Origin of the sequence: Arthrospiribacter ruber, from assembly GCF_019343195.1 — a bacterium.
GTDB lineage: Bacteria > Bacteroidota > Bacteroidia > Cytophagales > Cyclobacteriaceae > Arthrospiribacter > Arthrospiribacter ruber.
In genome coordinates, this window is record NZ_RPHB01000004.1 from 47,562 (window position 1) to 73,270 (window position 25,709).

At 39.8% G+C, this 25,709-nt stretch carries 28 protein-coding genes and 1 tRNA gene; 13 read left to right on the top strand and 16 right to left on the bottom strand.

Features of this window, described 5'->3' with window-relative positions; genetic code table 11:
- Nucleotides 1-93: 93 nt before the first annotated feature.
- Together EGN73_RS09010 and EGN73_RS09015 are read right to left on the bottom strand one after the other, a co-directional pair.
- Nucleotides 94-900 carry a 3'-5' exonuclease gene (locus EGN73_RS09010; RefSeq protein ID WP_219288540.1) on the bottom strand — a complete coding sequence of 269 codons (807 nt, stop codon included), beginning with the start codon at nt 898-900 and terminating at the stop codon, nt 94-96.
- A gap of 9 nt (nt 901-909) precedes the next feature.
- The gene (locus EGN73_RS09015; protein ID WP_219288542.1) at nt 910-2,274 is read right to left on the bottom strand and encodes a UDP-N-acetylmuramate--L-alanine ligase; all 1,365 of its coding nucleotides are present in this window, start codon (nt 2,272-2,274) and stop codon (nt 910-912) included.
- Nucleotides 2,275-2,574: 300 nt separating this feature from the next.
- Here EGN73_RS09015 and dnaB point away from each other — a divergent pair, with 300 nt between their 5' ends.
- Together dnaB and EGN73_RS09025 are read left to right on the top strand one after the other, a co-directional pair.
- Nucleotides 2,575-4,164, top strand: coding sequence for a replicative DNA helicase (dnaB, locus tag EGN73_RS09020; protein ID WP_219288544.1), 1,590 nt, complete (start codon nt 2,575-2,577; stop codon nt 4,162-4,164).
- A gap of 120 nt (nt 4,165-4,284) precedes the next feature.
- Nucleotides 4,285-5,286, top strand: coding sequence for a quinone oxidoreductase family protein (locus tag EGN73_RS09025; protein WP_219288546.1), 1,002 nt, complete (start codon nt 4,285-4,287; stop codon nt 5,284-5,286).
- On the opposite strand, the gene EGN73_RS09030 is transcribed toward EGN73_RS09025, so the two are convergent.
- Nucleotides 5,283-5,621 (bottom strand): tetratricopeptide repeat protein, encoded by a 339-nt coding sequence (locus tag EGN73_RS09030; RefSeq protein WP_219288548.1) that lies wholly within the window; start codon nt 5,619-5,621, stop codon nt 5,283-5,285. The genes EGN73_RS09025 and EGN73_RS09030 overlap by 4 nt on opposite strands.
- Before the next feature lie 73 nt (nt 5,622-5,694).
- Here EGN73_RS09030 and EGN73_RS09035 point away from each other — a divergent pair, with 73 nt between their 5' ends.
- The 4 genes from EGN73_RS09035 (at nt 5,695) to EGN73_RS09050 (ending at nt 9,430) form a co-directional block, all read left to right on the top strand.
- The gene (locus EGN73_RS09035; protein WP_219288549.1) at nt 5,695-6,432 is read left to right on the top strand and encodes an electron transfer flavoprotein subunit beta/FixA family protein; all 738 of its coding nucleotides are present in this window, start codon (nt 5,695-5,697) and stop codon (nt 6,430-6,432) included.
- Between the two features lie 35 nt (nt 6,433-6,467).
- Nucleotides 6,468-7,436 carry an electron transfer flavoprotein subunit alpha/FixB family protein gene (locus EGN73_RS09040; RefSeq protein ID WP_219288551.1) on the top strand — a complete coding sequence of 323 codons (969 nt, stop codon included), beginning with the start codon at nt 6,468-6,470 and terminating at the stop codon, nt 7,434-7,436.
- Nucleotides 7,437-7,441: 5 nt separating this feature from the next.
- On the top strand, nt 7,442-8,050 hold the full coding sequence (locus tag EGN73_RS09045) for a bifunctional nuclease family protein (RefSeq protein ID WP_219288553.1): 609 nt from the start codon (nt 7,442-7,444) through the stop codon (nt 8,048-8,050).
- Nucleotides 8,051-8,143: 93 nt separating this feature from the next.
- The gene (locus EGN73_RS09050; RefSeq protein ID WP_219288555.1) at nt 8,144-9,430 is read left to right on the top strand and encodes a NupC/NupG family nucleoside CNT transporter; all 1,287 of its coding nucleotides are present in this window, start codon (nt 8,144-8,146) and stop codon (nt 9,428-9,430) included.
- 39 nt (nt 9,431-9,469) lie between these two features.
- Here the strand turns inward: EGN73_RS09050 and EGN73_RS09055 are convergent, their stop codons facing one another.
- Complete coding sequence (locus EGN73_RS09055) at nt 9,470-9,907, bottom strand: peptidylprolyl isomerase (protein ID WP_219288556.1); 438 nt, start codon at nt 9,905-9,907, stop codon at nt 9,470-9,472.
- Between the two features lie 110 nt (nt 9,908-10,017).
- The gene (pckA, locus tag EGN73_RS09060; RefSeq protein ID WP_219288559.1) at nt 10,018-11,625 is read right to left on the bottom strand and encodes a phosphoenolpyruvate carboxykinase (ATP); all 1,608 of its coding nucleotides are present in this window, start codon (nt 11,623-11,625) and stop codon (nt 10,018-10,020) included.
- 374 nt (nt 11,626-11,999) lie between these two features.
- On the opposite strand from pckA, the gene EGN73_RS09065 reads away from it, so the two are divergent.
- On the top strand, nt 12,000-13,496 hold the full coding sequence (locus tag EGN73_RS09065) for a peptide MFS transporter (protein ID WP_246611546.1): 1,497 nt from the start codon (nt 12,000-12,002) through the stop codon (nt 13,494-13,496).
- Nucleotides 13,497-13,525: 29 nt separating this feature from the next.
- Here EGN73_RS09065 and EGN73_RS09070 read toward each other — a convergent pair whose 3' ends face one another.
- The 6 genes from EGN73_RS09070 to EGN73_RS09095 form a co-directional block, all read right to left on the bottom strand.
- On the bottom strand, nt 13,526-13,666 hold the full coding sequence (locus EGN73_RS09070; protein WP_219288560.1) for a hypothetical protein: 141 nt from the start codon (nt 13,664-13,666) through the stop codon (nt 13,526-13,528).
- Between the two features lie 127 nt (nt 13,667-13,793).
- On the bottom strand, nt 13,794-13,997 hold the full coding sequence (locus EGN73_RS09075; RefSeq protein WP_219288562.1) for a hypothetical protein: 204 nt from the start codon (nt 13,995-13,997) through the stop codon (nt 13,794-13,796).
- An 82-nt stretch (nt 13,998-14,079) separates the two neighbouring features.
- Entirely contained in the window at nt 14,080-14,553 is a 474-nt protein-coding gene (locus EGN73_RS09080) for a hypothetical protein (RefSeq protein ID WP_219288564.1), read from the bottom strand.
- Nucleotides 14,554-14,647: 94 nt separating this feature from the next.
- A complete protein-coding gene (locus tag EGN73_RS09085; protein WP_219288566.1) occupies nt 14,648-15,004 on the bottom strand; it encodes a response regulator in 357 nt (118 codons plus the stop codon).
- A 108-nt stretch (nt 15,005-15,112) separates the two neighbouring features.
- Nucleotides 15,113-15,424: an Mpo1-like protein gene (locus EGN73_RS09090; protein WP_219288569.1), complete on the bottom strand. Its 312-nt coding sequence runs from the start codon at nt 15,422-15,424 to the stop codon at nt 15,113-15,115.
- A 7-nt stretch (nt 15,425-15,431) separates the two neighbouring features.
- Entirely contained in the window at nt 15,432-15,998 is a 567-nt protein-coding gene (locus EGN73_RS09095; RefSeq protein WP_219288572.1) for a DUF4136 domain-containing protein, read from the bottom strand.
- 145 nt (nt 15,999-16,143) lie between these two features.
- Here EGN73_RS09095 and EGN73_RS09100 point away from each other — a divergent pair, with 145 nt between their 5' ends.
- Nucleotides 16,144-17,031 carry a DUF3078 domain-containing protein gene (locus tag EGN73_RS09100; protein ID WP_219288575.1) on the top strand — a complete coding sequence of 296 codons (888 nt, stop codon included), beginning with the start codon at nt 16,144-16,146 and terminating at the stop codon, nt 17,029-17,031.
- A 199-nt stretch (nt 17,032-17,230) separates the two neighbouring features.
- On the opposite strand, the gene EGN73_RS09105 is transcribed toward EGN73_RS09100, so the two are convergent.
- The 3 genes from EGN73_RS09105 to sucC all read right to left on the bottom strand — a co-directional run bounded on the left by EGN73_RS09105 (nt 17,231) and on the right by sucC (nt 19,510).
- A complete protein-coding gene (locus tag EGN73_RS09105) occupies nt 17,231-18,064 on the bottom strand; it encodes a universal stress protein (RefSeq protein ID WP_219288577.1) in 834 nt (277 codons plus the stop codon).
- A gap of 129 nt (nt 18,065-18,193) precedes the next feature.
- Nucleotides 18,194-18,267, bottom strand: a tRNA-Arg gene (locus EGN73_RS09110).
- Between the two features lie 31 nt (nt 18,268-18,298).
- Nucleotides 18,299-19,510, bottom strand: coding sequence for an ADP-forming succinate--CoA ligase subunit beta (sucC, locus tag EGN73_RS09115; RefSeq protein WP_219288581.1), 1,212 nt, complete (start codon nt 19,508-19,510; stop codon nt 18,299-18,301).
- 140 nt (nt 19,511-19,650) lie between these two features.
- Here sucC and EGN73_RS09120 point away from each other — a divergent pair, with 140 nt between their 5' ends.
- Entirely contained in the window at nt 19,651-20,319 is a 669-nt protein-coding gene (locus EGN73_RS09120; protein ID WP_219288584.1) for an ABC transporter ATP-binding protein, read from the top strand.
- A gap of 8 nt (nt 20,320-20,327) precedes the next feature.
- Here EGN73_RS09120 and EGN73_RS09125 read toward each other — a convergent pair whose 3' ends face one another.
- Together EGN73_RS09125 and EGN73_RS09130 are read right to left on the bottom strand one after the other, a co-directional pair.
- A complete protein-coding gene (locus EGN73_RS09125; protein WP_219288587.1) occupies nt 20,328-20,777 on the bottom strand; it encodes a DUF6252 domain-containing protein in 450 nt (149 codons plus the stop codon).
- Between the two features lie 89 nt (nt 20,778-20,866).
- Nucleotides 20,867-21,313, bottom strand: coding sequence for a peroxiredoxin (locus EGN73_RS09130; RefSeq protein ID WP_219288590.1), 447 nt, complete (start codon nt 21,311-21,313; stop codon nt 20,867-20,869).
- A gap of 309 nt (nt 21,314-21,622) precedes the next feature.
- Here EGN73_RS09130 and EGN73_RS09135 point away from each other — a divergent pair, with 309 nt between their 5' ends.
- The 4 genes from EGN73_RS09135 to pncA all read left to right on the top strand — a co-directional run bounded on the left by EGN73_RS09135 (nt 21,623) and on the right by pncA (nt 25,535).
- Nucleotides 21,623-22,423: a DMT family transporter gene (locus tag EGN73_RS09135; protein WP_219289429.1), complete on the top strand. Its 801-nt coding sequence runs from the start codon at nt 21,623-21,625 to the stop codon at nt 22,421-22,423.
- A 97-nt stretch (nt 22,424-22,520) separates the two neighbouring features.
- Nucleotides 22,521-24,002, top strand: a complete 1,482-nt coding sequence (locus EGN73_RS09140; protein ID WP_219288592.1) for a nicotinate phosphoribosyltransferase — start codon at nt 22,521-22,523, stop codon at nt 24,000-24,002.
- Nucleotides 23,989-24,918, top strand: a complete 930-nt coding sequence (locus EGN73_RS09145; RefSeq protein ID WP_219288595.1) for a ribose-phosphate diphosphokinase — start codon at nt 23,989-23,991, stop codon at nt 24,916-24,918. The genes EGN73_RS09140 and EGN73_RS09145 overlap by 14 nt, the downstream gene beginning before the upstream one ends.
- Before the next feature lie 5 nt (nt 24,919-24,923).
- Nucleotides 24,924-25,535, top strand: a complete 612-nt coding sequence (gene pncA, locus EGN73_RS09150) for a bifunctional nicotinamidase/pyrazinamidase (protein WP_219288598.1) — start codon at nt 24,924-24,926, stop codon at nt 25,533-25,535.
- Nucleotides 25,536-25,709 lie beyond the last annotated feature (174 nt).

Consider the following 25,709-nt stretch of genomic DNA (forward strand, 5'->3'; position numbering starts at 1 on the left):
AAAGGTAGTATATAATGAAATACATTCTCCTCCAATTTCTTGTTTCTTACGTCTTATGTCTTGCATCTTTTCTCTCGCCTCTCGCATCTCTTACTACCTTTGTTGGAATTCCCTGAGTTTTACCTGTGTAAACTTCCTTTTGGTATCCAAAGGGAAATCCCCTTTCATCATCCAGTCATAATATCCAGGCTCTTCTTTTAAGACCTGTGCGATAGGTTTGCCTTTGTGTTTGCCAAAATTGAAGCACTCTACACCTTCATCGTTGAATATAAACCTGCCAGCAAGATCCACCATCTTTTCATTTAGAATACTGTGGATTTTTTTCATGTCATTTTCGATTATCCCCAGTTTGTTGCCCTGCAGGTCTTCTGCTTCTTCACCTGAATAGCGCTCTATCTGAGCCTCAAAAACCTCATAAGATGCAATGGTATCCGCTTCAGCTGAGTGTGCATTTTCCAATGACTTACCACAATAGAACTTATAGGCAGCTGTCAGATTTCTTTTTTCCATCATATGAAATATCTTCTGAGAATCCAGAATGGCTCTTTTTTCTATGTCAAAATCAATCCCGGCCCTGAGAAATTCTTCCACCAAAAGAGGAATATCAAACTTCAATACATTAAACCCTGACAAGTCTGCACCTACCAAAAACTGATGGAGTTCTTTTGCCATTTCCTTGAATGTAGGAGCATCTTTTACATCTTCATCATAAATGCCATGAATCAAGGAAGTCTCATTTGGAATAGGAACCGTAGGATTGATTAAGCTGGTTTTTGCTTCTTTTCTTCCATCCGGGTGAAGCTTCAAAATACTTATCTCCACAATTCTGTCCGTAGAAATGTTGGTACCTGTTGACTCAAGGTCAAAAAATGCAATGGGGTTTTTTAAGTTTAATTTCATAATAGAATTTTATCCGTTGATTTTTGATTTCAAAATACTCAAATCCATGTCATCGTAATTGCCAGAACTCATTAGCAAAATGTTGGTATCTTTAAAGTCCTTTTTCTCCAAAAATGCTTTTAATAAATTAATATCAGTAAAGAGTAGAAGGTCTTTTCTATTGAAGCCAGTTCGTAAGGTGGCTTCATCCATCAACTCTAGCTTTTTCAAAGATACAGCTTTTGGATTCAAATAGATAATTGCTTCATCAGCGGCACCCATAGTACCAGAATAATTGTGCACAAAATCTTTGTTGAGGGAGCTATAAGTATGTAACTCCTGGACAGCGATCAGCTTTCTTCCGGGAAACTGTTTTTTTACGGCCTCTACAGTAGCCTGCAGCTTTGAAGGGGCATGCGCAAAGTCCCTAAAAAGAATGCTATTTTCAGATTTAGCCAGGATTTCCTGCCTTTTTGCTGCTCCGGAAAAGGATTGAATGCTGGCGTAGAAATCTTTTTTATCCAAACCTAAAGCCAGACAGATTTCCAAAGCACCCAAAAGATTCTGTAGGTTATGTTCCCCGAATACCTGAACCGGAATTTCGGCATCTTTATCCAGAAGAAATGTTTTGCCATCTGCAATTCTATGGAGATGTGTGGAGTATGGGATGAGGAGAAAAGGTTGATCCTGTAGGCTATCAGCAATGCTCTTGACATGTGGGTCATTTTCGCAATAAATAAATGTGCCAGATGCTGGAGTCATATCCACCAATTTTACGAACTGCTCATTGTAGTTTTCAAATGTTGGGAATACATTGAAATGGTCCCAAGCTATACCGCTCATTAATAAAATGTCATGGTGGTAATGGAAGAATTTGGGCTGCCTATCAAGCGGCGAAGTCAGGTATTCATCACCTTCAATGATGATCACCGGGGCATCTGAAAGCTTTACCATCAAGTCAAACCCTTCAATCTGAGCGCCAACCAAATAGTCAAATTCCACCTTATTTTCCTTCAGCACATGTAGAATCATAGAGGTAATGGTGGTTTTGCCATGTGATCCAGAAATGACAATTCTTTTTTTGTCTTTGCTCTGATCATAAATGAATTCCGGGAAAGAATACACAGGAATTCCTAATTCTTTGGCTTTGATCAGCTCAGGATTGTCGATCCTTGCATGCATACCCAATATGATTCCGTCTAATCCTTCATGTATTTTTTCGGGGTACCAGCCTTTTTCTTTTGGAAGTATCCCTGCGTTTTCGAGTCTTGTTCTTGAAGGTTCGTAGATTTCATCATCAGATCCTGTGATCTCATAACCCTTTTTCAGTAAAGCCAATGCCAGATTATGCATGACTGCACCCCCTATGGCAATAAAATGATATTTCTTACTCATCTCTTATTAAAAGTTTATGTCCAAAAGTAGCAATATGAGTACAGAGAGTAGGGTAAATCCTTCAAAAAAATAAAAATTAATACAGGTTTATATGCCATAGTAGGATTATCTGCAAATACAACAGCTTAATTATTTGATCTCTTTGCCCATTATAAATATTAGTTAACCAAGCAAAGTTGACAAACCACAGCTTTCAAAAGGAGAGTAGAATATTGACATTCAGGCTTCAATAAAGTTTTGTGGATATTTAGTGTATAAAATGTTCAAAAACTCTAGCGTAAAGCCTTTACATTTGTTACCATGGCAGAGAATCAGACAGGCAATAGCAACAGAATTACAGGTAGGAGAAAACCTGATTTAAATTTAACCAGTGGATTGGGAAAACTTCCTCCCCAGGCCATTGACCTTGAAGAGGCTGTTTTGGGTGCCTTGATGTTGGAAAAAGACGCCCTGACTGCCGTTGTGGATATCCTGAAGCCTGAGAGTTTCTACAAAGAAGCCCACAAAGTAATCTATTCAGCCATTTTGGATCTTTTTGGGGACAGTCAGCCCATAGATCTTTTGACAGTCACCAATCAGCTTAGAAAAAAAGGACAACTTGAAATCGCTGGTGGGGCCTTTTTTATTACAGAGCTGACTTCTAAAGTTTCTTCCGCTGCCAACATTGAGTTTCATGCCCGTATCATTACCGAACAGTCCATGAAGCGGGAAATGATCAGCATAGCATCAGAAATTCAAAAGGATGCTTACGAAGACACTACTGATGTCTTTGAACTTTTGGATAAGATGGAGCAATCCCTTTTTGAAATTTCAGAGAAAAACATCCGGAAAAACTACTCCAATATGAGAGATATATTGAAGGAGGCCATTTTGGACCTGGAATCAAAAAAAGGACAAAAAGACGGACTTACCGGGGTCCCAAGTGGATTTACGGCCTTGGATAGGGTGACCTCCGGCTGGCAAAAATCCGATCTTGTCATCATAGCTGCCCGTCCTGCAATGGGTAAGACAGCATTTGTTTTGTCAGTATTGAGAAATGCCGCAGTGGATCACAATAGACCTGTGGCCATATTTTCTCTGGAAATGTCCTCCGTGCAGTTGGTCAACAGGTTGATTTCTTCCGAAGCTGAACTGGATTCTGAAAAGATCAAAAAGGGAAACCTGGCAGATTATGAGTGGGAGCAGTTGATACACAAAACCGGAAAGCTGGCAAAAGCCCCACTTTTCGTAGATGATACACCGGCATTATCCATTTTGGAACTAAGAGCAAAGTGTAGAAAACTTAAAGCTCAGCATGATATACAGATGATTGTGATTGACTACCTTCAGCTGATGTCAGGAGATTCCAAGACAGGCGGACAGGGAGGCAACAGGGAACAGGAGATCGCCAGTATTTCCAGGGCTTTGAAGAAAATCGCAAAGGAACTGAGTATTCCTGTCATAGCACTTTCCCAGCTTTCAAGGGCGGTGGAAACCAGGGGTGGTGATAAAAGACCGCAACTTTCCGATTTGAGGGAATCTGGAGCCATAGAGCAGGATGCGGATATGGTTATGTTCCTTTACAGACCTGAATATTATGGATTTACAGAAGATGACGAAGGCAATTCTGTAATGGGAGTAGGTGAAGTAATTATCGCCAAGCACAGAAATGGATCTCTCGAAAATGTGAAGCTGAGGTTTATCGGAAAATATACGAAGTTTACCGACCTGGAAATGAATGTGCCTTATCAGCCACAGGATGTCTCTTATACGAGTAAATTCCAGTCAGCAGCCAGCGCACAGGATTTTGAATCAGGAAGCACAATCAGGTTGCAAAGTAAGGCTAATGGGGGAGACGGAGATGCTCCTTTCCCAGGCGGACTTGATAGCAATGAACCTGCTCCATTTTAGGATTTTATTTATAAAAAATGCGAAGGCTTAAACTTTTGCTTTTCAGTCATTGTTAAGATTTTAATTTTATATACTTTCCTCTTTAAGGCAAACAGTTCTTTTAACCAAAATTTTGACCATTTGAAAGCTATAGTTTTAGATAAAAATACCTCAGAAAAAATCGCTTTGAGGGAAATTGAACTTCCTCAATTAGATGATGACAAAGTGCTGATACAGATAAAGTCTGCTGCGCTCAATCACAGAGATGAATGGTGTAGGCAAGGACTTTATCCCAACTTAAAAGATGGAGTGATTTTAGGCTCAGATGGTGCAGGAATTGTAAAAGAAGTAGGCTCTAAAGTGGACAGTAAATGGATTGGACAGGAGGTCATCGTGAATCCTGCCCTTCATTGGGGTGAGCAAGAAAAAGTTCAGGATAAAGACTTCAAGATCCTCGGGATGCCTGATCATGGGACACTATCCGAGTGTCTAATTGTATCATCAGACAGGCTTCATCATAAACCTTTACATTTGGATTGGCATCAATCTGCTGCATTGCCATTAGGAGGACTTACGGCTTACAGGGCACTTATGGTACAAGGAAAGGCCAAAGCGGAAAAAAGAATATTAGTAACCGGTTTTGGAGGAGGTGTAGCCCAGCTGGCTGCTCAGTTTGGTATAGCACTGGGTGCAGAGGTTTACGTAAGTAGCAGCAGTGAGTCCAAAATAGAGCAGGCCAGAAATCTCGGAGCAAAGGGTGGCTTTTTGTACAAGGAAGAGGATTGGACCAAGAAGGCCTTAGAAGAAACAGGTGGTTTCGACCTTATCATAGATAGTGCTATGGGCAATACAGTGGACAACTTGATTAACGTAGCCAGACCCGGAGCCAGAATTGTCTTTTATGGAGCTACTTTAGGAAATCCTGAGGGATTCAATGCCAGAAAAGTCTTCTGGAATCAAATCAGGCTTATTGGAAGCACAATGGGTTCTGATCGTGATTTTGAGAACATGATCGGATTTGTCAATAAAAATGGCATCAAACCATTAGTAGATGAGGTCTTTGATCTGGAGGATGCAGTAAAGGCTTTCGAAAAAATGAAAGCCGGAAGTCAGACCGGAAAGCTAGTGGTCAAAATTTCTTAGTCTTCCTCTATATCGTATTCAAAGACGAAATTGGAGTAGCTGTTTTTCAGCTCTCTCAAGGTATTGGAATCATTTTGTTGTTTTGCCAGTGAAATACCTTTAAGAAAAGTTTCCTTAGCTGTTTGAAGCTGTTCTGATTCAGCAAAAAAGTTAGCGGCCTGAAAATAGGTCGGCAGGTATTCGGGGAACTCTTGAAGAAGTTTAATAAAATATTCGCCAGCCTTTTGAGGTTCAAGTTCTTTGTATTCCAAGGCCAAAGCGTACCAATTAAAAGGGTTGTTGGGTTCTTGCTCCGCAAACGATTTAATCATTTCCAGACGGGACATTTTGCTCATGAAATCTTTTTTTAATTATTGCCTAATCCTTAAATTCACGCAATTTAAAAATAAATAACCTAAATATTTATAGATGAAAATTCTAGTTTGTATTACTCACGTACCGGATACTACATCCAAAATACAGTTTACTGATAATAACACAAAGTTTGACAAAAGCGGTGTGCAGTTCATAATAGGACCATACGATGACTATGCACTTGCCAGAGCAGTAGAGCTCAAAGACGCATTGGGTGCTTCATTGACTGTACTGAATGTGGGAGAGGCAGAAACTGAACCTACACTAAGAAAGGCCTTGGCCATAGGAGCTGATGACGCCATTAGGGTAAATGCCTTTCCTACTGATGCCCTATTCGTAGCCAAGCAAATTGCAGCCATTGCCAAGGAAAACAACTATGACCTGATTCTAATGGGCCGAGAGTCCATTGATTTCAATGGTGGAATGGTGCATGGAATGGTAGGTGAATTGTTGGGCATGCCTTCTATATCACCTGTAATGAAATTGGATATAGACGGAGATACTGTCAAGATGGCAAGAGAAATCGAAGGTGGAAAAGAATACCTCGAAGCCAAGCTGCCTTTGATTGCTGGATGTCAGGAGCCAATTGCTGAATGGAAAATCCCCAATATGCGTGGAATCATGTCTGCAAGAACCAAACCTCTAAATGTAGTGGATCCAAAAGATGGTGAAGTGGCTACTGATGTGACTTCCTTCCAGCTCCCACCAGCCAAAGGTTCGGTTAAACTTGTCGATAAGGACAATGTAGAAGAACTGGTAAAGCTCCTGAAGAATGAAGCAAAAGTGCTTTAATTATTACAATTTAACTAACTGAAAAATAGGAAGATATGTCAATTTTAGTTTATATAGAACACGCGGAAGGTAGTATCAAGAAAACAAGTTTGGAAGCAATTTCTTACGGTAAAGCATTGGCAGACAAAACTGCTGCCGGAGACGTAGTTGCAGTTGCTTTGGGAGGTATTTCTGATGAGGAACTGGCAAAAGCCGGTACTGCCGGAGCAGCGAAAGTATTGCATGTTGCGGACGGAAAGCTTGATGCAGGTGTGATTCAGGCGCATGCAGAGGCTGTTGCTCAGGTTTTCAAACAAGTAGGAGCAAACACTTTGGTCTTGGCCAAGTCTTCTTTAGGAGATGCTGTAGCAGCAAGGCTTGCTGTCAAACTGGATGCAGGGCTGGTTTCCAACGTGGTAGATCTACCGGATACTTCAGGTGAGTATAAAGTAAAAAGAAGTATTTACACAGGAAAAGCATTTGCAGAAACGATTGTGTCCAAGGACAAAAAGATTCTTGCTATCAAAAAAAATGCAGTGGATTTGATCACTGACGGTTCCCCAGCAGCTGTGGAAAAAGCCGATATCACTATTGGAGAAGAAAACTTTGCTGCAAAAATCACTTCAACGGATAAAGCAGAGGGAGAAATTCTTTTACCGGAAGCAGATATTGTTGTTTCTGGAGGGAGAGGAATGAAAGGTCCGGAGAACTGGGGTATGATCGAAGGTCTTGCCAAAGAATTGGGTGCGGCCACCGGATGTTCTAAGCCTGTATCAGATATTGGATGGAGACCACATCACGAGCATGTAGGCCAAACAGGAGTAAAAGTTGCACCTACTTTGTACGTGGCAGTTGGAATTTCGGGGGCTATTCAACATCTTGCGGGTGTAAATTCCTCCAAGTACATTGTTGTCATCAACAAAGACCCTGAGGCGCCATTTTTCAAAGCTGCTGATTATGGAATTGTTGGAGATGCATTTGAGGTATTACCTAAATTAACCGAAGCTATAAAAGCCATAAAATAAAACCTGTGGATCAGACTGTAGAACTTGAGATTCTTGGATTATCTTCCAACCATTCCCAATCAGGCTCCTTTACCTTGGTAATGGGAGAAGTAGGAGGGATCAGACGTCTTCCTATAGTGATCGGAATGTTTGAAGCCCAGGCCATTGCGATTGAGATTGAAAAAATCATTCCCAATAGGCCTATGACCCATGATCTCTTCAAGTCATTTTCATCCAACTTTAATTATTCCATTGACCATATATTGATCTCAGACATGAGAGAGGGAGTTTTTTACGCAAAAATTGTGTGCAGAAACTCCTCTAAAGTAGTAGAAATAGATGCCAGACCTTCAGACGCTATAGCTATTGCGGTCAGGTTTGATGCAGCCATTTTCTGCTCCAAAAAAGTAATGTCTGAAGCAGGAATAGAGTTCAATGAAGAGGATGAAAGAAGGGAGCATGAAAGAAGCAGTAAGACCAAAAGGTCTACCGGATCTTCATCTTCTTCTAAAAGTTCGGATTCATTAAAAGATTTTAGTTTGGATAAACTGAACCAGCTTCTTGACAAAGCCATCAATAATGAGGATTATGAAAAGGCTGCAAGGATCCGGGATGAAATCAACAGGAGAAATTAGAAAGCCTGGAAAAACCAGGCTTTCTTTTTTTGTTAAACTTCATCCTTTAAATTCAAAGGTTCATTAATACCCCATATACTCTTTACCCACTCTATGGATTATTTAAGAGGTCTCATTGGAATCATTGTTATTCTTGCGTTTGCGCTTCTCTTTTCGGCCAACAAACGGGCTGTGGATTGGAGGTTGGTAGGTATAGGAGTTATCTTACAGGCTGTTTTTGGTTTTTTGATAACCAAAGTTGATTTCGTAGCCCGGATATTTTCAGTTGTGAGCAGGGCATTTGTCAAATTGCTCAGCTTTTCTGAAGATGGGGCTTTATTTATTTTCGGTGATCTTGCCACAGATACCTTTGGATTCATTTTCGCATTCAAAGTTCTCCCAACCATCATTTTCTTTTCTACAGTCAGCGCAGGCTTATATTACTTAGGAGTACTTCAAAAAATCGTTTTTGTAATTGCCTGGGTAATGTCAAGGACCATGAGGCTGTCAGGACCGGAAAGCCTTTCTGCTGCCGGAAATATCTTTTTAGGGCAGACAGAAGCGCCTTTGTTGGTCAGACCATTTATCCCAACCATGTCACGTTCAGAATTGATGTGCCTCATGACGGGAGGAATGGCCACCATTGCAGGGGGAGTGCTGGCAGGCTATGTTGCCTTCTTGGGGGGAGATAGCCTTGAGGAACAAAGCAGGTTTGCTGCTTACCTTTTAGGTGCCAGCATCATGAATGCACCTGCTGCAATAGTCATTTCCAAAATCATCATTCCTGAAACGGACAAAGAGGTAGTGAATGACAAACTTGAGGTAAGTGGTGAAAACATGGGAGTCAACCTTATTGATGCCATGTCAATAGGTGCTTCTGAAGGATTGAAATTGTCTCTTAATGTAGGTGGAATGCTATTGGCGTTTATAGCAGTCATAGCAGCGCTCAACTACATTTTGTCCGGCCTGATAGGGGAATATACGGGTCTCAATGCCTTAGTAGCTTCTTCTACCGATGGGCAGTTTACAGGATTTTCTTTAGAGTATTTGTTGGGTCAGGTATTCCGTGTGTTTGCATGGATCATAGGTGTTGAATGGTCAGATACACTACAGGTGGGATCCTTACTGGGCCAAAAAACGGTCATCAATGAATTTGTAGCCTATCTGAGCTTGGCGGAGATGAAAAGTGCAGATGCACTTTCACCAAAGTCTATTGTGATCGCTACTTATGCACTATGCGGGTTTTCCAATTTCAGTTCCATTGCGATCCAAGTCGGAGGCATTGGTAGCATTGCTCCCAATCAGCAAGGAAATCTTTCAAAATTGGGAATGAGAGCTTTATTAGCGGCTACATTGGCCTGTCTGATGACAGCTACTATTGCCGGAGCATTATTCGGGTAAAAAAGCAAAAGGCTGTTTTAAACAAACAGCCTTTTCAGATCAATCTTCCAAGATGGTGATTTTTTCGATTTTATCACCCTGACGGATATCATCAATTACATCCAACCCTTCTATAACTTTTCCAAAACAGGTATGGTTTCTGTCCAAGTGGCTCGTGTTGTCTCTGCTATGACAGATGAAAAATTGAGAGCCTCCTGTATTTCTACCGGCATGTGCCATAGAAAGGACTCCTCTCTCATGGTACTGATTTTCACCATTCAGTTCACAATCAATTTTATAACCCGGACCACCTGAACCATTTCCTTTAGGACAACCACCTTGGATTACAAAATTTGGTATAACCCTATGGAAAGTAAGGCCGTCGTAAAAACCTTTTTTGGAAAGACTTATAAAATTTTCCACTGTCTTTGGGGCGTCATTTTCATAAAACTCCACGAGCATGCTGCCCTTTTCTGTTAATATTTCCGCTTTTTTCATTTAATATGTTTTTTACAAAATTAGCAAATCCTTTAGGGAGTAAAAAGCTCCCATAAAAAAAGGAGTGCCGAAGCACTCCGTTATCTGGGTTTATACAAAGGGTCAATCGACTAAAATTTTGGCGCTCCGGCCAAAATATCTTCAGTGGCAAAATCGCTGTATTTTTCGAAGTTTTTGATGAACTCGGCACCTAACTCTCTGGCCTTTTTATCATAAGCATCCTTATCAGACCAAGTCGCTCTTGGGCTAAGTACCTCATCCGGTACATTTGGGCAGCTAGAAGGTATTCCCACACCAAAGACACTATGCTGCCGGTAAGAAACATGATCCAGGTCACCATTCAGTGCAGCCGTAATCATGGCTCGGGTATAGGCCAATTTCATTCTGTTTCCTATGCCATAAGGCCCTCCAGTCCAGCCGGTGTTGATCAGCCAGACATTTACCTGGTGTTTTTCCATTTTCTCACCAAAAAGCTCCGCATATTTGGTAGGGTGCAAGGGGAGGAAGGCAGCTCCAAAACATGCTGAGAAGGTTGTTTTTGGTTCTACCACACCCACTTCTGTACCTGCTACTTTAGCCGTATATCCTGAAATAAAGTGGTACATGGCCTGGCTCTTGTTTAGCTTTGAAATAGGAGGAATCACTCCAAAAGCATCTGCTGTCAGAAAGAAAATATTCTTTGGAATACCAGCTCTTGATGGCGTAATGGCGTTGAAAATGTGCTCTATTGGATAAGAGGTTCTGGTATTTTCAGTTACTTCTTTATTGGAATAATCGACCGTTCTGCTTTGTGGATAAAAACGTGTATTTTCCACGATAGCACCGAATTTAATCGCATCCCAAATTTCGGGTTCTTTTTCCCTACTTAGGTCGATCACTTTGGCGTAACATCCTCCTTCAAAATTGAAAATGGACTCTTCATTCCAACCATGCTCATCATCTCCAATCAAGCCTCTATTTGGATCAGCAGACAATGTGGTCTTGCCTGTTCCTGACAATCCAAAGAAAATGGCAGTATCTCCATTTTTGCCAACATTTGCCGAACAGTGCATGGACAATACATTATGCTTATATGGAAGAATAAAGTTCAGCACTGAAAAAATACCTTTCTTCATTTCACCTGCATAGGCAGTACCACCTATCAAAAGTATCTTCTTACTCAGGTTGATTATCGCAAAATTTTCCTGTCTTGTACCGTCTACTTCTGGGTCTGCTTTGAATTCCGGTGCACATATAATGGTAAATTCACTGGTGAAATCTTCTAATTCTTTTGACTCAGGACGTAAAAACATGTTGTAGCAAAACATGTTATGCCAGGCCAAGGTGTTGATCACGCGGATATTGAGGCGGTATTTCTGATCAGCTCCTGCATAGGCATGTCTTACATAGAGGTTTTTATCTTTTAAAAAGTCCACCATTTTGTCCATCAAACCTTCAAATTTTTCCTCAGAAAAAGGAATATTGACATCTCCCCACCAAATAGCATCTTTGGTCAGGCCATCATGGACAACAAATCGATCCTTAGGAGACCTACCTGTAAAGGTACCTGTGTCAGCCATTAGGGCACCGGTATCAGTGAGGACACCTTCCTGATTTTTGATCGCATGTTCGACGAGTTCGGCAGGAGTGAGGTTCCAAAAAACACTTTTTGAGGTTTCTATTCTCAGGTCTGTCAAGCTTCTGGGCATAGCTTTAATTTCGAGTTCTTGTGTACTCATTGGGTTATTTTTAAGGTCTAAAGTTATGCCCTCAAAGATAGATGTAATTATTTGAATAAAAATAAAAAAAGCCTTTTTTTAGCCTTTTCAATCGATTACGAAGCCATTTTTTGGTAAAATGATATAGTACTTTTGTGAAAGTAAATTCCTAGGAATAAAATATAATTTTAATAGTCCAGAGCCCTAATAAACTTGCGGATTCTTGAAGATTTGGAGAATAGTAGATCTCAGAAATTTGACTTATCATTGTAGCCAATAAAAGTATATATCCACCTAAATCAGATATTTTGGAAAATAAATTTGGAAAAGTTCCGAATGAGGGGAACCTAGAGCTATTTCCCGGACCAACCATATTTGGGCACCCTAGAGGTTTGATGACATTATTTTTCACAGAAATGTGGGAAAGGTTCAGCTATTATGGGATGAGAGCTCTTCTTATCCTATTCATGACGTCGGCAGTTATAGACGGAGGATTAGGCTTTGATGACAGGACCTCTGGAGCTATCTATGGTCTTTACACCATGGGGGTATATTTACTCGCTTTACCTGGGGGATGGTTTGCTGACAGAATATTCGGATTAAAACAATCCGTGTGGTACGGTGGGATTATTATTGCTTTGGGCCATTTTACCATGGCACTTCCCGGAATATTGGAGCTGATTGAAAGTCAAGGTCCCAAAACTTCTTTAGATAGCTTGGATACCAATTCTTTTTTTATTGGACTGATACTGATTGTGGTAGGCACAGGATTGTTGAAGCCAAATATCAGCTCCATAGTCGGGCAACTCTACCCCGAAGGAAGTTCCAAAAGAGATGCTGGTTTTTCCATTTTTTATATGGGAATCAATTTAGGAGCTTTTATTGCTCCATTGGCCTGCTCCACAGTGGCGGTTTATGACTGGCACTTTGGGTTTGGTCTTGCCGGTTTGGGCATGGTAATAGGCCTTATACAATACAAAATGTCTCTTGGAACGCTGGAAGGAAAAGGGGAGCTCCAAGTTGCTTCTGATGAATCTGAAATCAGACAACAAAAAAAACTCAAAAGGGGTGGAATGGCCTTTGTAGCCTTTCTGTTTATATTGGTAACTATTGTTTTTGCAGGCATAATAGAAATTGATGCTTTTGGAATTGCCAGTCTATCCTATAAAATTATTGGAGTTATTACGGTTTTGTATTTCGGATACGTGTTTGCTTTTGGCAAACTTACTTTAGATGAAAAGAAAAAAACAGGGGCCATAGTCATTGTTATTTTATTTTCAGCCTTGTTCTGGTCTGGGTTTGAGCAGGCAGGAAGTACGCTGAATTTGTTTGCGGAAAGATTTACAGACCGGTCTTTCTTGGGCTGGGAGATACCCACAGGATATTTTCAATCTATCAACTCTATGTTCATTATCATTTTTGCCCCCTTCTTTGGTGCCTTATGGGTATGGCTTGGAAGAAGAAACCTGGAGCCTAGTTCTCCGGCAAAATTTGCTTTTGGCTTGATTCTTTTAGGATTGGGCTTTTTGGTGATGTATTTCGCAGCAAAAATTGCTGCATCAGGAGACTTGGCCGCCCCGACTTGGTTGGTATTTACTTATATGTTACACACTTTCGGAGAATTGAGTTTAAGTCCAGTTGGATTGAGTCTTACGACCAAATTGGCTCCTAAAAAATTTCAGGGTCAAATGATGGGAATGTGGTTTATTTCAGTGGCCTTGGGCAACTTATTTGCTGGCTTGATATCGGGAGAGGTAAGTGGTGGGAGCGAAGAGGCTTTGGCGGAGATGCCTTCCCAATATATGCTTATTGTGGCAACAGCAGTAGGAGCGGGATTGCTTTTGCTTTTGATCAGTAAGCCGATCCGAAAACTGATGGGCAATGTTCATTAAAATAAAAAAGAGGTCAGAAGACCTCTTTTTTATTTTTCTTTAGGCTCACTGGTATTCTTGATATCTATCAAGCTGATACCGGCACCTAGACCTATTAAGATGCAAACGATGAGAATGAATGTTTGTGCACCAGAATTGATCGGAGCACTGAAAATATCTAACAATGTCATATCTATAATTATTTAATTCTTTTAAAATTTTCCGAAATATAAGGCAGATCGGCTGTCTATCAAAACGAAAATAAAAAAAGCAGGTTGTTCCACAGACCTGCTTTTTTTAATTGGAGATTAGGCCCACCTAATCATCAAGATCGTCATCCTCATCGAAATCATCCTCATCGAAGTCATCATCAAGATCATCTTCGTCAAAGTCCATGATGTTGTCGTCAAGAAACTCAGAATCTTCATCTAAATCATAGACTTCATCCTGAAATTCTTCAGCAAACTCATCATCGTCCTCGATGTCATCAAACTCATCAAATTCGTCGTCAAATTCCTCCATAGCGTGAATAGATTAATGGTTCAAATATATTAAAAGGATTACTTTAGCCTAATACAGGTAAAATATATTTTTTGTTTGAAGATTATGCAAAAGTTTTTACCCTTTTATTTTCAGGGATTTGGATTTTCAGATTTTTAAGGAAATCATCTTCCAAAATTTTCAACCAGGTTTCCATATAAAGGATTACATCCTCCTTGTTGTTCTTTTTGATCTTCACTCTTCTTTCAAAGGGTATTTTTTCCAATATTACAGGATCTGAAAGCGTTTCCAAATGCTTGAGCTCATCCACAGTAAGACCTGCTTCTATCATTCTGCTGATCATCAAATCCATTGGATACCCACTCGTAGGGCAATAATCAATCAGTTGATCGTTCCAGTCCCCGGATTTCTGCATGGCATACCGGTGGATCTCTCCTTTACTCATTTGGGTAAGTTCCTGAGCGAGATTTCCACAATTGCATGCACCCATATGTCCCCATTGATAGGGAGCGTGGTTTTTTAACTTATGGATAGTCTTTCTGAAAGCTTCAATTAGTTTTTCACTTGGTCTTGCCATACTTTTTATTGATACTTTGGTAATAGTATTAGTAAAACTAATTTAGTCAATTCTTGTTTGACAAAAAATAAAGAGTCCTAAAACAAAAAAACCATCAGTTAAAGATGGTTTTTATATATTTTTTGATCAGTGGTTTCGAAAGGTACTTTTTGACTAAACTGTAGTTTCTCGCTTTGTCTATATCCCTTTCATCCACAGAACTACTTAGAATATACACTTCCGGTTTGGTTTTTCCCGGGTCAAATTCTTCCAAAAAGTCCCAACCTGTCATTTCAGGCATATTGAGGTCCAAAAATAGATAATTCGGATTGATGGCATCCAATTCCTTTAAAGCATTGATGGCATTGTCATATTTATAGATCTGATGAGGTATCCTGATATTTTTTGAAATAAGCTTTTCGGTCACAAATGTGCTTATTGGGTCATCGTCTATGAGAACTATCTTTACCATCAAAATACAAATATCATGATTTAAAATACAATATTATTGATGCAAAAATAATAGAAAGTTTTTGCATTACAATATTTCAATAACGTTTTTTTGTATTTAAAAGTATGATTATGGATTGAATTTTTCTTTACCTTTTAATAAATCGAAAAAAAGAATAAAATCTGAAGCCAAACTGTAGAATGGGTATTTGAAAGTTGCAGGTTTATTCTTTTCAAAGAAAAAATGTCCTACCCAGGCAAATCCGTATCCGACTACCGGTATCAAAAGTAAATAAATCAATTTTCCTGTAAACAGGGCATATCCCAAAATGAGAAAAAGTAATGCGGTACCAATAAAGTGGAGTTTCCTACAGGTTGGATTCATATGTTCGGAGAGGTAATACGGATAAAACTCCGAAAGACTGTTATATCTCTTTTCCATCATCTAATTATTTATTTTTCATATGGTTGATGTACGTTTCCACTACCTTTTCCACGGATTTTTTCACTTTCTTTTGCTTGTCTTTTGGGGAGCTCACTTCCGACACTGCAGTCAAACGCATCAGCATTTTGTCATTTTTGGGATCTACGAAATCTACAATCAACTGCATAAGCTCATAATTTTTGGTACTTACTGGAGGTCTGTTCATAAACCTGGGGTCAAACATCCAAGGATCCCATACCCTATAGCCCCACATTGGCATCATATTGTTGACTATTTCCTTTTGCCTGGGGTCTTCGTTAGAAGTGTAGCGCAGAATAATTTCCGGTTCATTTGGATCATACACCATTCCCTGGCCTTGTAGCAGCCTTTCCAAACCATCTAGGACCATGGCATCCAAAAACGCATCCCTAAAACCCCTCTGATCAAATTCTTTGTTCAATATAGCGAAAGTTGTGTACTCTTTGTAAGGAGCAAATTCAGTCTTCTCTTTGAACATTTCAACAGAGCTGCACCCCGCCAAAAGAATGGAAAGGAGAACTACTACTATAATTTTTGAAAAAACAGTTTTCATTAATTTTCGGATTTTTTTGTACCGGTATTTTCAGGGTGAACCAATACAAGATACGGAATTATTTATTTCAGTTATGTTTAACGGGTTTCAGATTGAAGAGATTAATTATTTACTTTGAATAATTCTTCAACTTAATTTATTTACAATGAGAAAGGTTTTAGTAGTATTCATTTGTTTGTGTTGTAGCTTAAATGTTTTTGGACAAGATACAGAAGCTGAAGTGGTACAGGATACCACTTATTGGGATTCTGGAATTAGTTTTGGATTGAACTTCAATCAGGCCTCATTTAGCGGCAACTGGAAAGCAGGGGGAGTCAATTCCGTTGCTTTTGGTTCTATTATAACCGGAAAAGCCAATTATGCCAAGGATAAATGGTCTTGGGACAATCAATTGGAAATGATTTTCGGTGTGGTCAAAAACGAGGGGCAGGAGTTAAGAAAGTCAAATGACAGGATATTTTTCGATTCTAAAGTGGGATATAAGCTTTCTGATAATTGGAATTATTTCGGAGCATTGAACTTTATCACGCAATTTGCAGATGGTTTTGATTATGGAGGAGATGAACCGACTTTGATTTCCAGCTTTTTTGCTCCTGCATTCCTTACTACAGGCTTTGGTTTGGAATACAAACCCAACGAGGAGTTTGCTTTGAGAATAGCGCCCATTTCCCCAAGATTGACTTTTGTCAATAACCTCAATATCGCAGACAATGTGCCTGAAAATTATGGTGTTCCCGTAGGCAGTAGGATTAGAACGGAATGGCTTGCTGCACAGATTTTTATGACATACAACAAGGAAATCACAGAAAACCTGGCCATAAACACCCGGTATCAAATGTTTGCGAATTATGAAACTTTGGCCTTCAATACCATTGACCATAGATTGGACATTACGGTGATTGCTAAAATCACACAATATGTAGATGTTACTTTCACATCCATCAATGTTTATGACATTGATATGGATCCAGGAATCCAATTTAGCCAGGCTTTGGCATTGGGAATATTATACAAAGTGGGTAACAAAAAATAGGTATTCATATACCTTTTTTCTTAAAAATTTTGAAATTTATATTTATGTATTATTTTTGTTTTAATTGTGGTAGTTAAATAATAGTTGGTTTAGTTTTCATATAAAGGGCAGGAGAATTTCTCCTGCTTTTTTATTACAAAAAAAGCAACCCCGACTGAAGTTGCTTTATTACCATGCTTTCTGATTTTATTGCAAAATACTATTTTCCTTTTTTGATACTGATGACCGGAAGATCAGACATAGCAATCAGATTTTCTGTGATACTTGGAGAGAAATATTGCATCAAATCAGATTTTCCGAATGTGATCACTGCGAGTCCGTCGGCATCCAGTTTTTCTGCAAACTGCATAATTCCCCTTTCTTCCTTGAATGCGTCAATGATGTGTATGTCATAATTGTAGCTTCCAAACTCTTGGATGAAAGACTTACCTAAGGACATGATGTCGTTCGTTTCCAGAAAATAGGTGGGTGTATTTACATACAACACATGTAGCTTGGCGCCCAATCTTTCGGCAAGCTGCTCCAGCATCTTAAATGACTTTCCAGTTTCCTCTTTGAAATTAGTAGCCAAAACAAGATCTTTGACTTGGTTTTTGGCATTTTCTTCTTTGACTACCACCACTGGGATTTCAGCCCTTCTAAGGACACTGTATGTGTTTGTTCCTAATATATGCTCTTTGAAGCCATACTGCCCATGGGAACCCATGATGATCATATCGATTTTTTCGGATTCGATGTATTTATGGATTTTTTCATTTCCAAAGCTAAACACCAACAGTTTACTTGCTTTGACTCCAAAGGCTTCTGATTTTTCGACAAGGCTTTTAAGTTCCTTTTTTGCAGTAGCTATTTTTTCTTTGGTTTCAGGAAATAGGTTTTCCTGTTCTGTAGTCAGCTTGGACCAATTGACAGGCGTGATGATGATATGGAGAAAGACCAATTCCGCTTTGATCTGTTTGGCCAATGCCATTCCATAGTTTTCGGCTGCTCTTGCACAGGCGGAAAAGTCGGTTGGAATCATTACCTTTTTCATGGCTTCTGAGTTTTGGAGGTTAAATTTCATTAGTAAAAGTAGGAGAATTTAATCCTAAAAAAGCTGATGAAAATCATCGGTAATGTTGATATAAATCAAAAAACCACCTGAAAATCAGGTGGTTTTTTGTGCACTCGGAAGGATTCGAACCCTCAACCCTCGGAGCCGAAATCCGATATTCTATCCAGTTGAACTACGAGTGCTAAAACTAAAGGCTCTGCCTTTAGTAAATAATTAGGATATAGCAGCCCTAACTTTTTCAGCAGCTTCTTTCAGAGTAATGGCAGAAGAAACTTTAAGTCCTGACTCATCAATGATTTTAGCACCTTCTTCAGCATTGGTGCCCTGTAGTCTTACGATTATTGGTACTGGAATATCTCCGATAGATTTGTACGCTTCTACCACTCCATTGGCGATTCTATCACATCTCACGATACCGCCAAAGACATTGATCAAAATAGCTTTTACGTTCGGATCCTGAAGAATGATACGGAAACCTGCTTCCACAGTGGTAGCATTGGCACCTCCTCCTACATCAAGGAAGTTAGCCGGATCACCACCAGAAAGCTTAATCATGTCCATAGTGGCCATTGCAAGTCCTGCACCATTTACCATACAACCCACGTTACCGTCAAGTTTCACGTAGTTGAGGTCGGATTTGGCAGCCTCTACTTCCAATGGATCTTCCTCAGCCAGGTCTCTCAGTTCTGCTAGATCCTTATGTCTATAAAGAGCATTGTCATCTATATTTACTTTGGCATCTACTGCCAGGATTTTGTCGTCAGAAGTTTTCAACACAGGGTTGATTTCGAACTGGGAAGCATCAGAACCTATGTATGCATTATACAAAGCAGTGATGAACTTCACCATTTCTTTGAAAGCATTTCCTTCCAAACCAAGCTTGAAAGCTACTTTTCTTGCTTGGAAGCCTTGAAGTCCCACTTTAGGGTCAACCCACTCTTTTATGATTTTTTCAGGAGTTTTTTCTGCTACTTCTTCAATGTCCATACCACCCTCTGTAGAGGCCATGATCACATTGCAGCCTTTGGCTCTATCCAAAAGGATAGAAAGGTAATATTCTTTAGGCTCGGATGCACCTGGATAATACACATCCTCAGCAACCAAAATTTTATTTACTTTTTTTCCCTCTTCACCTGTTTGGATGGTTACCAGGGTTCCTCCAAGGATGTTTTTGGCTTTATCAGTGACTTCTTCAAGTTTTTTGGCAAGAACTACTCCGTTGGATCCAGTTTCCTTTACCTTACCTTTTCCTCTACCTCCTGCATGGATTTGGGCTTTGAGTACGTACCAGGAAGTTCCTGTTTCGGCATTAAGTTTTTTTGCTGCTTTGAGTGCAGTTTCAGGGCTGTCAGCAACAATGCCTTCCTGAATTCTTACTCCATAGCTTTTCAAAAGTTCTTTAGCTTGATATTCGTGTATGTTCATCCTTGTGAAAATTTTTGCCCGAAGTTAAGGGCTACATATTGATTTTTCAAATTAAGCATTGCTCTTTTTGGGAAATAAATGGCATTTTTGAGCCATCTTATATAAGTTTATAATTTACATCAATCCACTTAAAATCGCTTATGTTGAAAGCTAAAGGTGTTCAGAAGTATTACGGGGAATTGCAAGTGCTTAAGGGAGTGGATGTTGAAATCGCTGAAAATGAAGTGGTTTCCATAGTTGGTGCCTCAGGTGCAGGCAAGAGTACCTTGCTCCACATCATGGGGACTTTGGACAAGGCTGATTTGGGAGAAGTTTGGATAGGTGATACACTTGTGTCCAAATTGAAAGGAGACAAACTTGCTGATTTCAGAAACAGCCAGATCGGATTTATTTTTCAGTTTCATAACCTTCTTCCTGAATTTACAGCTGAAGAAAATATCCTTATACCGGGCCTGATAGCCGGAAGGTCTGACAATGATTTGAGAAAAAGAGCCTCCGAGCTCTCAAAGATGCTTGGTTTTCATTCCAGGTTAGGCCATAAACCTTCTGAGCTTTCTGGAGGAGAACAGCAGCGGGTAGCAGTGGCCAGGGCTTTGATCAACAATCCTAAAATAGTTTTTGCAGATGAGCCCAGTGGAAATCTGGATTCACAAAATGCCCAGGCGCTTCATGAACTGTTTTTTACTTTAAGAGAAAATTTCGGTCAGTCTTTTGTCATTGTCACTCACAATCAGGAGCTAGCACAAATGGCAGATAGAACCCTTACCATGCAAGACGGCAGGATCCTATCTGATATCAAAAAGGGTTGATTTAAAAATTACCTTTTTACATTCACATCGGTAAATTTTCCATCTGTGATTGTTACGTTTGATCCTGTACCTAGAGCTGGACGGGCTGTAAAACTGAAAGTACCGGACACCTTGTTATTTTCAAATTTGGTGATGGTAATGGAGCCTGAAGATGCCATGTAAACCGTTTGACTGGCATCCGTATACGAGGCTACATTGGCCAAATCATAGGTGCCCGTCTTGTCATCCATGATGGTAAAAGATATCGCCGACCTATCACTGGACCCGGCTCCAATTGTGGTTGTGGTGAATCCTGACACCGCCAAAACCTGTGAATTTCCAGAACCTTTCCAGTCTTTACCATCAATTTTCGCTTCAACATTCATCGCACCGTTAGGTGTATCGTCGTTGTCACAGGAGTAAAGAAGGCATGTCCCCATTAAAAGGGCTACGGATAATAGATAATAGAGCTTTTGCATATTGTTTTTTATGTAAAGCTCTTCCAAAAAAACAGGTCTTGAAATACCTCAATTCCGGTAATTTGATATCCGTGCTGGTGGGTATAATATTATTTAATAAGCTTTAGCATGGAGCTTACATGGGATGAGGATTCGAACATCTCGGAATGGACCCCCTTTATGATGTGGTCCTGATCCAGAAAATAAGTGATTCTTTTTGGCATTTTGATCAAAGGAACTAATGCATCATAAGACTTGCATACCCGACCATCCAGATCACTAAGTAAGTCAAAAGGCAATTGGTATTCATCTTTAAATCTGAGATGGGTTTTCATATCGTCTCGGCTGATTCCGAAGATAGGAATGTCCAAATTTCTAAATGCTGCAAATTGGTCTCTAAAATCACAAGCTTCTTTGCTGCAAACACGGGTAAAGTCTTTTGGATAAAAATAAACGATACAAGCTTTCCCCTTGCAGTCAACGCTCAAGGTGATTTTTTCTCCAGAAGTAGAAGGTAAAGTGAAATCAGGAGCTTTTGTCCCTATTTTTAATGCCATATTTTGTTTTGTTTACTTTGACTTTTTCTAAATCCCTTTATAAATCAAATCTAAATCTAAGGTTCACACTTTTTTTGATCCAGCTATGGAATGTTGCATGATACTTCGGTAAAATATCCAGATCACGTCAAATTTATAAACTGGAATGATTGAGGGTTTTAATTACTTCAATTAATAAAAATACTGATAGAGATGAATTTGTTTGAAATTTCAATCAAATATATAATTAAGTGAACCCTAAGCAGACAAAAAGCATTTTACTTTCATATTTAAAACACAATCATCTTGATCAACAAAAGTATCCAACACATGCTGCTTGCAGGCTTTTTGTTTGCATTGATGAATGTAGCAGTGAAGTTGGTCTCTCATATCCCGGCAATAGAAATTATCCTTTTCAGATCAGCATTTAGCCTTGCTTTTACTTATGCATTATTAAAACAAAAGAAGGTCGCTGTACTTGGCACCAACAAAAAGCTGCTGATCTTAAGGGGTGTAGTAGGCTCAATCGGATTGATTGCATTTTTTTATACCCTTCAGCGGATTCCATTGGCAAGTGCAGTGACGCTCAATTACCTTGCTCCTGTTTTCACTGCCATTTTGGGAATCTTTATCGTTAAAGAAAAGGTTAGGGCCAAGAAATTCCTCTATTTTGGGATTTCCTTCATAGGTGTATTGATCATTGAAGGCTTTGATCCAAGGATATCCATTTTAGATCTCTCAATTGCCCTAATCGCTTCTTTGGCCATGGGGCTTGCTTACAATATAATCCGAAAGCTCAATACAACCGAGCACCCATTGGTCATCATGATTTATTTCCCAATGATTACGCTTCCAATAGCGGCAGGTGTCAGCGCATTGGTATGGGTGCAACCACAGGGATGGGATTGGCTGATTTTGTTGGCAGTAGGGATTTTGACACAGTTTGCACAGTATTTTCTGACCTTGGCCTATCAAAATGCACAGGTGGCCAAAATTTCAAGTTTAAGCTACCTGAGCATCATATATGCGCTGGTTTTTGGTTTCTTTATATTCGGAGAAACCTACAATCTGATGACCTATCTGGGAATGGCATTTGTATTATTAGGAGTTGTTTTCAATATCCGAAAGTAATTTCAGAAAGAAGACTTTATGCTATCGGTGTATTAACCTTACCAAAAATCCATATTATTTGATTCTAAAGCTTATTTTTGAATTTTAGACATTCTCTATGAAAATCACCAAAGATTTATACCAAAGCTCTCTGGCGCTTTTGACTGACTTTTATCAATTGACCATGGCTTATGCTTATTGGAAATCGGGCAAATCGGAACAAGAAGCTGTTTTTAATCTGTTCTTCAGAAAAAACCCTTTTCAGGGAGGATATACCATAGCCGCTGGACTGGATTATATCATAGATTATTGTAGAAACTTCAGTTTTGACAAGGCCGATCTTGACTATCTGGCTGAAATGAAAAATGCCGATGGGAGCTCTACATTTGAAAAAGGCTTTATTGACTACCTTCAAAACCTTAAGTTTTCCTGTGATATAGATGCAGTGGAAGAAGGTACCGTAGTATTTCCCAATATTCCAATTATCCGGGTCAAGGGCCCCCTGATCCAATGTCAGCTTCTGGAAACCCCACTTTTGAATATTGTCAATTTCCAAACACTCATAGCCACCAAAGCTTCCAGAATCACAGAAGCTGCAAAGGGTGATCCAGTTCTGGAGTTTGGACTGAGAAGGGCTCAGGGAATTGATGGAGCATTGGCAGCAAGCCGGGCATCATATATCGGAGGTTGTTCGGCTACCAGCAATGTCATGGCGGGGAAGCTGTTTGGAATACCTGTTTCAGGAACACATGCACACAGCTGGATCATGTCTTTTGATACCGAATTGCAGGCTTTTCATGCTTATGCAGAGGCTTTTCCGGATAAGTGTATTTTTCTGGTCGACACTTATGATACCGTCAATGGGATCAAAAATGCCATTGAAGTAGGGAAAGTACTCCGTGAAAAAGGCAAGGAAATGCTCGGTATTCGTATAGATTCGGGTGATTTGGCCTATTACAGTTCCATCGCTAGGGAAATGCTTGATGAGGCCGGCTTTCCTGATGCTAAGGTGGTAGCTTCCAATGACCTCGACGAACAAATCATTACATCACTTAAGATACAAGAAGCACAGATCAATACTTGGGGGGTAGGCACCAAACTAGTCACTGCCTATGACCAGCCAGCTTTAGGGGCTGTTTATAAACTTGCTGCGGTAAAGCATGAGGATGGGAGATGGGAGCCCAAAGTTAAAGTTTCCCAACAGTCCATTAAAATCAACATTCCCGGATTACATGATGTCGTACGTTTTTCCAAAAATGGGAAAGCTCTAGCTGACATGATATTTTTAATTGACCTGGATTTGAATAAAAGGTCTTATACCATTATTGACCCCAATGATCCTACTAGAAGAAAGAAAATCGACACCAATAGTTTGGAAAAGGAAAACCTTTTGAAGCCGATATTTGAAAACGGTTCAAAAATTTATAACAGACCTGATATCCATCAGATTAAAGAGAATACCAAAAGAAATCTCCAGCTGTTTGACAAGGCCCATAAGAGGCTGGTCAATCCTCATATTTATCCCGTAGGACTGGAGGAAAGCCTTTATAAAATGAGAACAGATTTGGTATTGAAAATGAAAGATTATGACACCCAGTAGAAAGATAATATTCAGTACGCCCGATTACCATTACCTCTTGGATGAAGTCGTCGAAAATGGAGATTTCGAAAAAGGAAAAATTGAGGTAAAGCTATTTCCGGATGGAGAAAGGTACCAAAGAATCCTAAGTCAGGTAAATGGTAGAGATGTAGTTTTGATTGGTGGGACAATTTCTGATAGCGACACGCTGGAAATATACGATTTGGCTTATGCGCTTATTAAGTATGGGGCCAGATCCATTCAGTTATTTTTCCCATATTTTGGATATTCTACGATGGAAAGAGCTATCAAAGCAGGGGAGGTGGTTACAGCAAAATCTAGAGCAGTTATGTTTTCTTCTCTGCCAAGAACTAGCCTTGGAAATCATTTTATATTTTTTGACCTGCATTCAGAAGGAATTCCCCATTACTTTGAAGGTCAGGCACTGATTCAGCATATCTACTGCAAATCGATCATTGTAGAAGCTGCCAAAGAGCTGGCTGATGTTGGATTTGTCATGGCCTGCACAGATGCCGGAAGGGCCAAATGGGTGGAATCCCTAGCCAATGAAATGGGAGTTAATGCTGCTTTTGTCTTTAAGAGAAGAGTGTCTGGAGAAAAAACCGAAGTGACCAGCATATCTGCTGATGTAGAAGGGAGGGATGTCGTCATTTATGATGATATGGTCAGGACGGGAGGTTCTCTCATCAATGCTGCCAAAGCTTACAAAAATGCAGGGGCTAAAGAAATTTATACCATTACCACCCATGGACTGTTTACTAATGATGCCCTGAGCATAATCCAAAATTCCGGGGTAATAAAGAAAGTGGTCACTACAAATTCCCACCCCAACAGTAAAAAACTGGAGACTGATTTTCTACAGGTCAAAAGTATTGCTTCCCTCATCATTGAGGAAATTGATAAAGAACAAATTTAAATTTTATGAAGGCACTGATAATTGTAGATGTTCAGAATGATTTCCTGCCCGGCGGGGCCTTGGCAGTTAAAAATGGGGATCAGATCATACCCATAATCAATAGGTTACAAAGAAAATTCTCATTGATCGTGGCTACTCAGGATTGGCATCCGGAAAACCATGGCAGTTTTGCAGCCAACCATTCAGGTAAGGAAATAGGTGAGTCTGTCTCACTGAATGGTGTGAAGCAAATCCTTTGGCCAGTCCATTGTGTGCAGGATAGCAAGGGAGCAGAGTTTCATTTGGACCTGAATAGAAACAATTGGAGCAAAATCATCCAAAAAGGCACCAATCCTCTTGTGGATTCTTACAGTGGTTTTTTTGACAACAACAGAAATGGAGATACCGGACTCAGTGATTACCTCAAATCTGAAGGAGTGAGGGAAATTTACATCTGTGGTTTGGCTGCAGATTATTGTGTAAAATTCACAGTATTAGATGGGGTAGATGAGGGTTTTACAACATATCTGATTCAGGATGCAACCAAAGCCGTTAACCTCCAAGAAGGTGATTTTGAAAAAGCCTTAGAAGAGATGGAAGATCATGGTGCCATTTTGACGGATTCCTCAAAAATTTAATCAAGATTGTAATACAGGTTACAAAAAATCATCCCAATTCTGCTTTACATTTGTCTTGCTTTAAATAGCGTATTCTAAGACATTATGGGCAGAGTCTGTAAAATTTTAGCTTTGGTGCTTTATTTGCCGCCATTGCTCTTGGTAGGTCAGCAAAATTGAATTTCCGACTATAAC

What these genes read in the sequence shown, in the direction of transcription:
- EGN73_RS09085 (WP_219288566.1), bottom strand. Translation starts at nt 15,004, where the DNA reads ATGGTAAAGATAGTTCTCATAGACGATGACCCAATAAGCACATTTGTG.
- EGN73_RS09050 (WP_219288555.1), top strand. Translation starts at nt 8,144, where the DNA reads ATGGATTATTTAAGAGGTCTCATTGGAATCATTGTTATTCTTGCGTTT.
- EGN73_RS09105 (WP_219288577.1), bottom strand. Translation starts at nt 18,064, where the DNA reads ATGAAAAAGGTAATGATTCCAACCGACTTTTCCGCCTGTGCAAGAGCA.
- EGN73_RS09030 (WP_219288548.1), bottom strand. Translation starts at nt 5,621, where the DNA reads ATGAGCAAAATGTCCCGTCTGGAAATGATTAAATCGTTTGCGGAGCAA.
- EGN73_RS09040 (WP_219288551.1), top strand. Translation starts at nt 6,468, where the DNA reads ATGTCAATTTTAGTTTATATAGAACACGCGGAAGGTAGTATCAAGAAA.
- EGN73_RS09065 (WP_246611546.1), top strand. Translation starts at nt 12,000, where the DNA reads ATGACATTATTTTTCACAGAAATGTGGGAAAGGTTCAGCTATTATGGG.
- pckA (WP_219288559.1), bottom strand. Translation starts at nt 11,625, where the DNA reads ATGAGTACACAAGAACTCGAAATTAAAGCTATGCCCAGAAGCTTGACA.
- EGN73_RS09080 (WP_219288564.1), bottom strand. Translation starts at nt 14,553, where the DNA reads ATGGCAAGACCAAGTGAAAAACTAATTGAAGCTTTCAGAAAGACTATC.
- EGN73_RS09015 (WP_219288542.1), bottom strand. Translation starts at nt 2,274, where the DNA reads ATGAGTAAGAAATATCATTTTATTGCCATAGGGGGTGCAGTCATGCAT.
- EGN73_RS09135 (WP_219289429.1), top strand. Translation starts at nt 21,623, where the DNA reads ATGCTGCTTGCAGGCTTTTTGTTTGCATTGATGAATGTAGCAGTGAAG.
- EGN73_RS09095 (WP_219288572.1), bottom strand. Translation starts at nt 15,998, where the DNA reads ATGAAAACTGTTTTTTCAAAAATTATAGTAGTAGTTCTCCTTTCCATT.
- EGN73_RS09130 (WP_219288590.1), bottom strand. Translation starts at nt 21,313, where the DNA reads ATGGCATTAAAAATAGGGACAAAAGCTCCTGATTTCACTTTACCTTCT.
- sucC (WP_219288581.1), bottom strand. Translation starts at nt 19,510, where the DNA reads ATGAACATACACGAATATCAAGCTAAAGAACTTTTGAAAAGCTATGGA.
- EGN73_RS09070 (WP_219288560.1), bottom strand. Translation starts at nt 13,666, where the DNA reads ATGACATTGTTAGATATTTTCAGTGCTCCGATCAATTCTGGTGCACAA.
- EGN73_RS09055 (WP_219288556.1), bottom strand. Translation starts at nt 9,907, where the DNA reads ATGAAAAAAGCGGAAATATTAACAGAAAAGGGCAGCATGCTCGTGGAG.
- EGN73_RS09125 (WP_219288587.1), bottom strand. Translation starts at nt 20,777, where the DNA reads ATGCAAAAGCTCTATTATCTATTATCCGTAGCCCTTTTAATGGGGACA.
- EGN73_RS09100 (WP_219288575.1), top strand. Translation starts at nt 16,144, where the DNA reads ATGAGAAAGGTTTTAGTAGTATTCATTTGTTTGTGTTGTAGCTTAAAT.
- EGN73_RS09090 (WP_219288569.1), bottom strand. Translation starts at nt 15,424, where the DNA reads ATGGAAAAGAGATATAACAGTCTTTCGGAGTTTTATCCGTATTACCTC.
- EGN73_RS09010 (WP_219288540.1), bottom strand. Translation starts at nt 900, where the DNA reads ATGAAATTAAACTTAAAAAACCCCATTGCATTTTTTGACCTTGAGTCA.
- EGN73_RS09075 (WP_219288562.1), bottom strand. Translation starts at nt 13,997, where the DNA reads ATGGAGGAATTTGACGACGAATTTGATGAGTTTGATGACATCGAGGAC.
- EGN73_RS09145 (WP_219288595.1), top strand. Translation starts at nt 23,989, where the DNA reads ATGACACCCAGTAGAAAGATAATATTCAGTACGCCCGATTACCATTAC.
- dnaB (WP_219288544.1), top strand. Translation starts at nt 2,575, where the DNA reads ATGGCAGAGAATCAGACAGGCAATAGCAACAGAATTACAGGTAGGAGA.
- pncA (WP_219288598.1), top strand. Translation starts at nt 24,924, where the DNA reads ATGAAGGCACTGATAATTGTAGATGTTCAGAATGATTTCCTGCCCGGC.
- EGN73_RS09035 (WP_219288549.1), top strand. Translation starts at nt 5,695, where the DNA reads ATGAAAATTCTAGTTTGTATTACTCACGTACCGGATACTACATCCAAA.
- EGN73_RS09140 (WP_219288592.1), top strand. Translation starts at nt 22,521, where the DNA reads ATGAAAATCACCAAAGATTTATACCAAAGCTCTCTGGCGCTTTTGACT.
- EGN73_RS09120 (WP_219288584.1), top strand. Translation starts at nt 19,651, where the DNA reads ATGTTGAAAGCTAAAGGTGTTCAGAAGTATTACGGGGAATTGCAAGTG.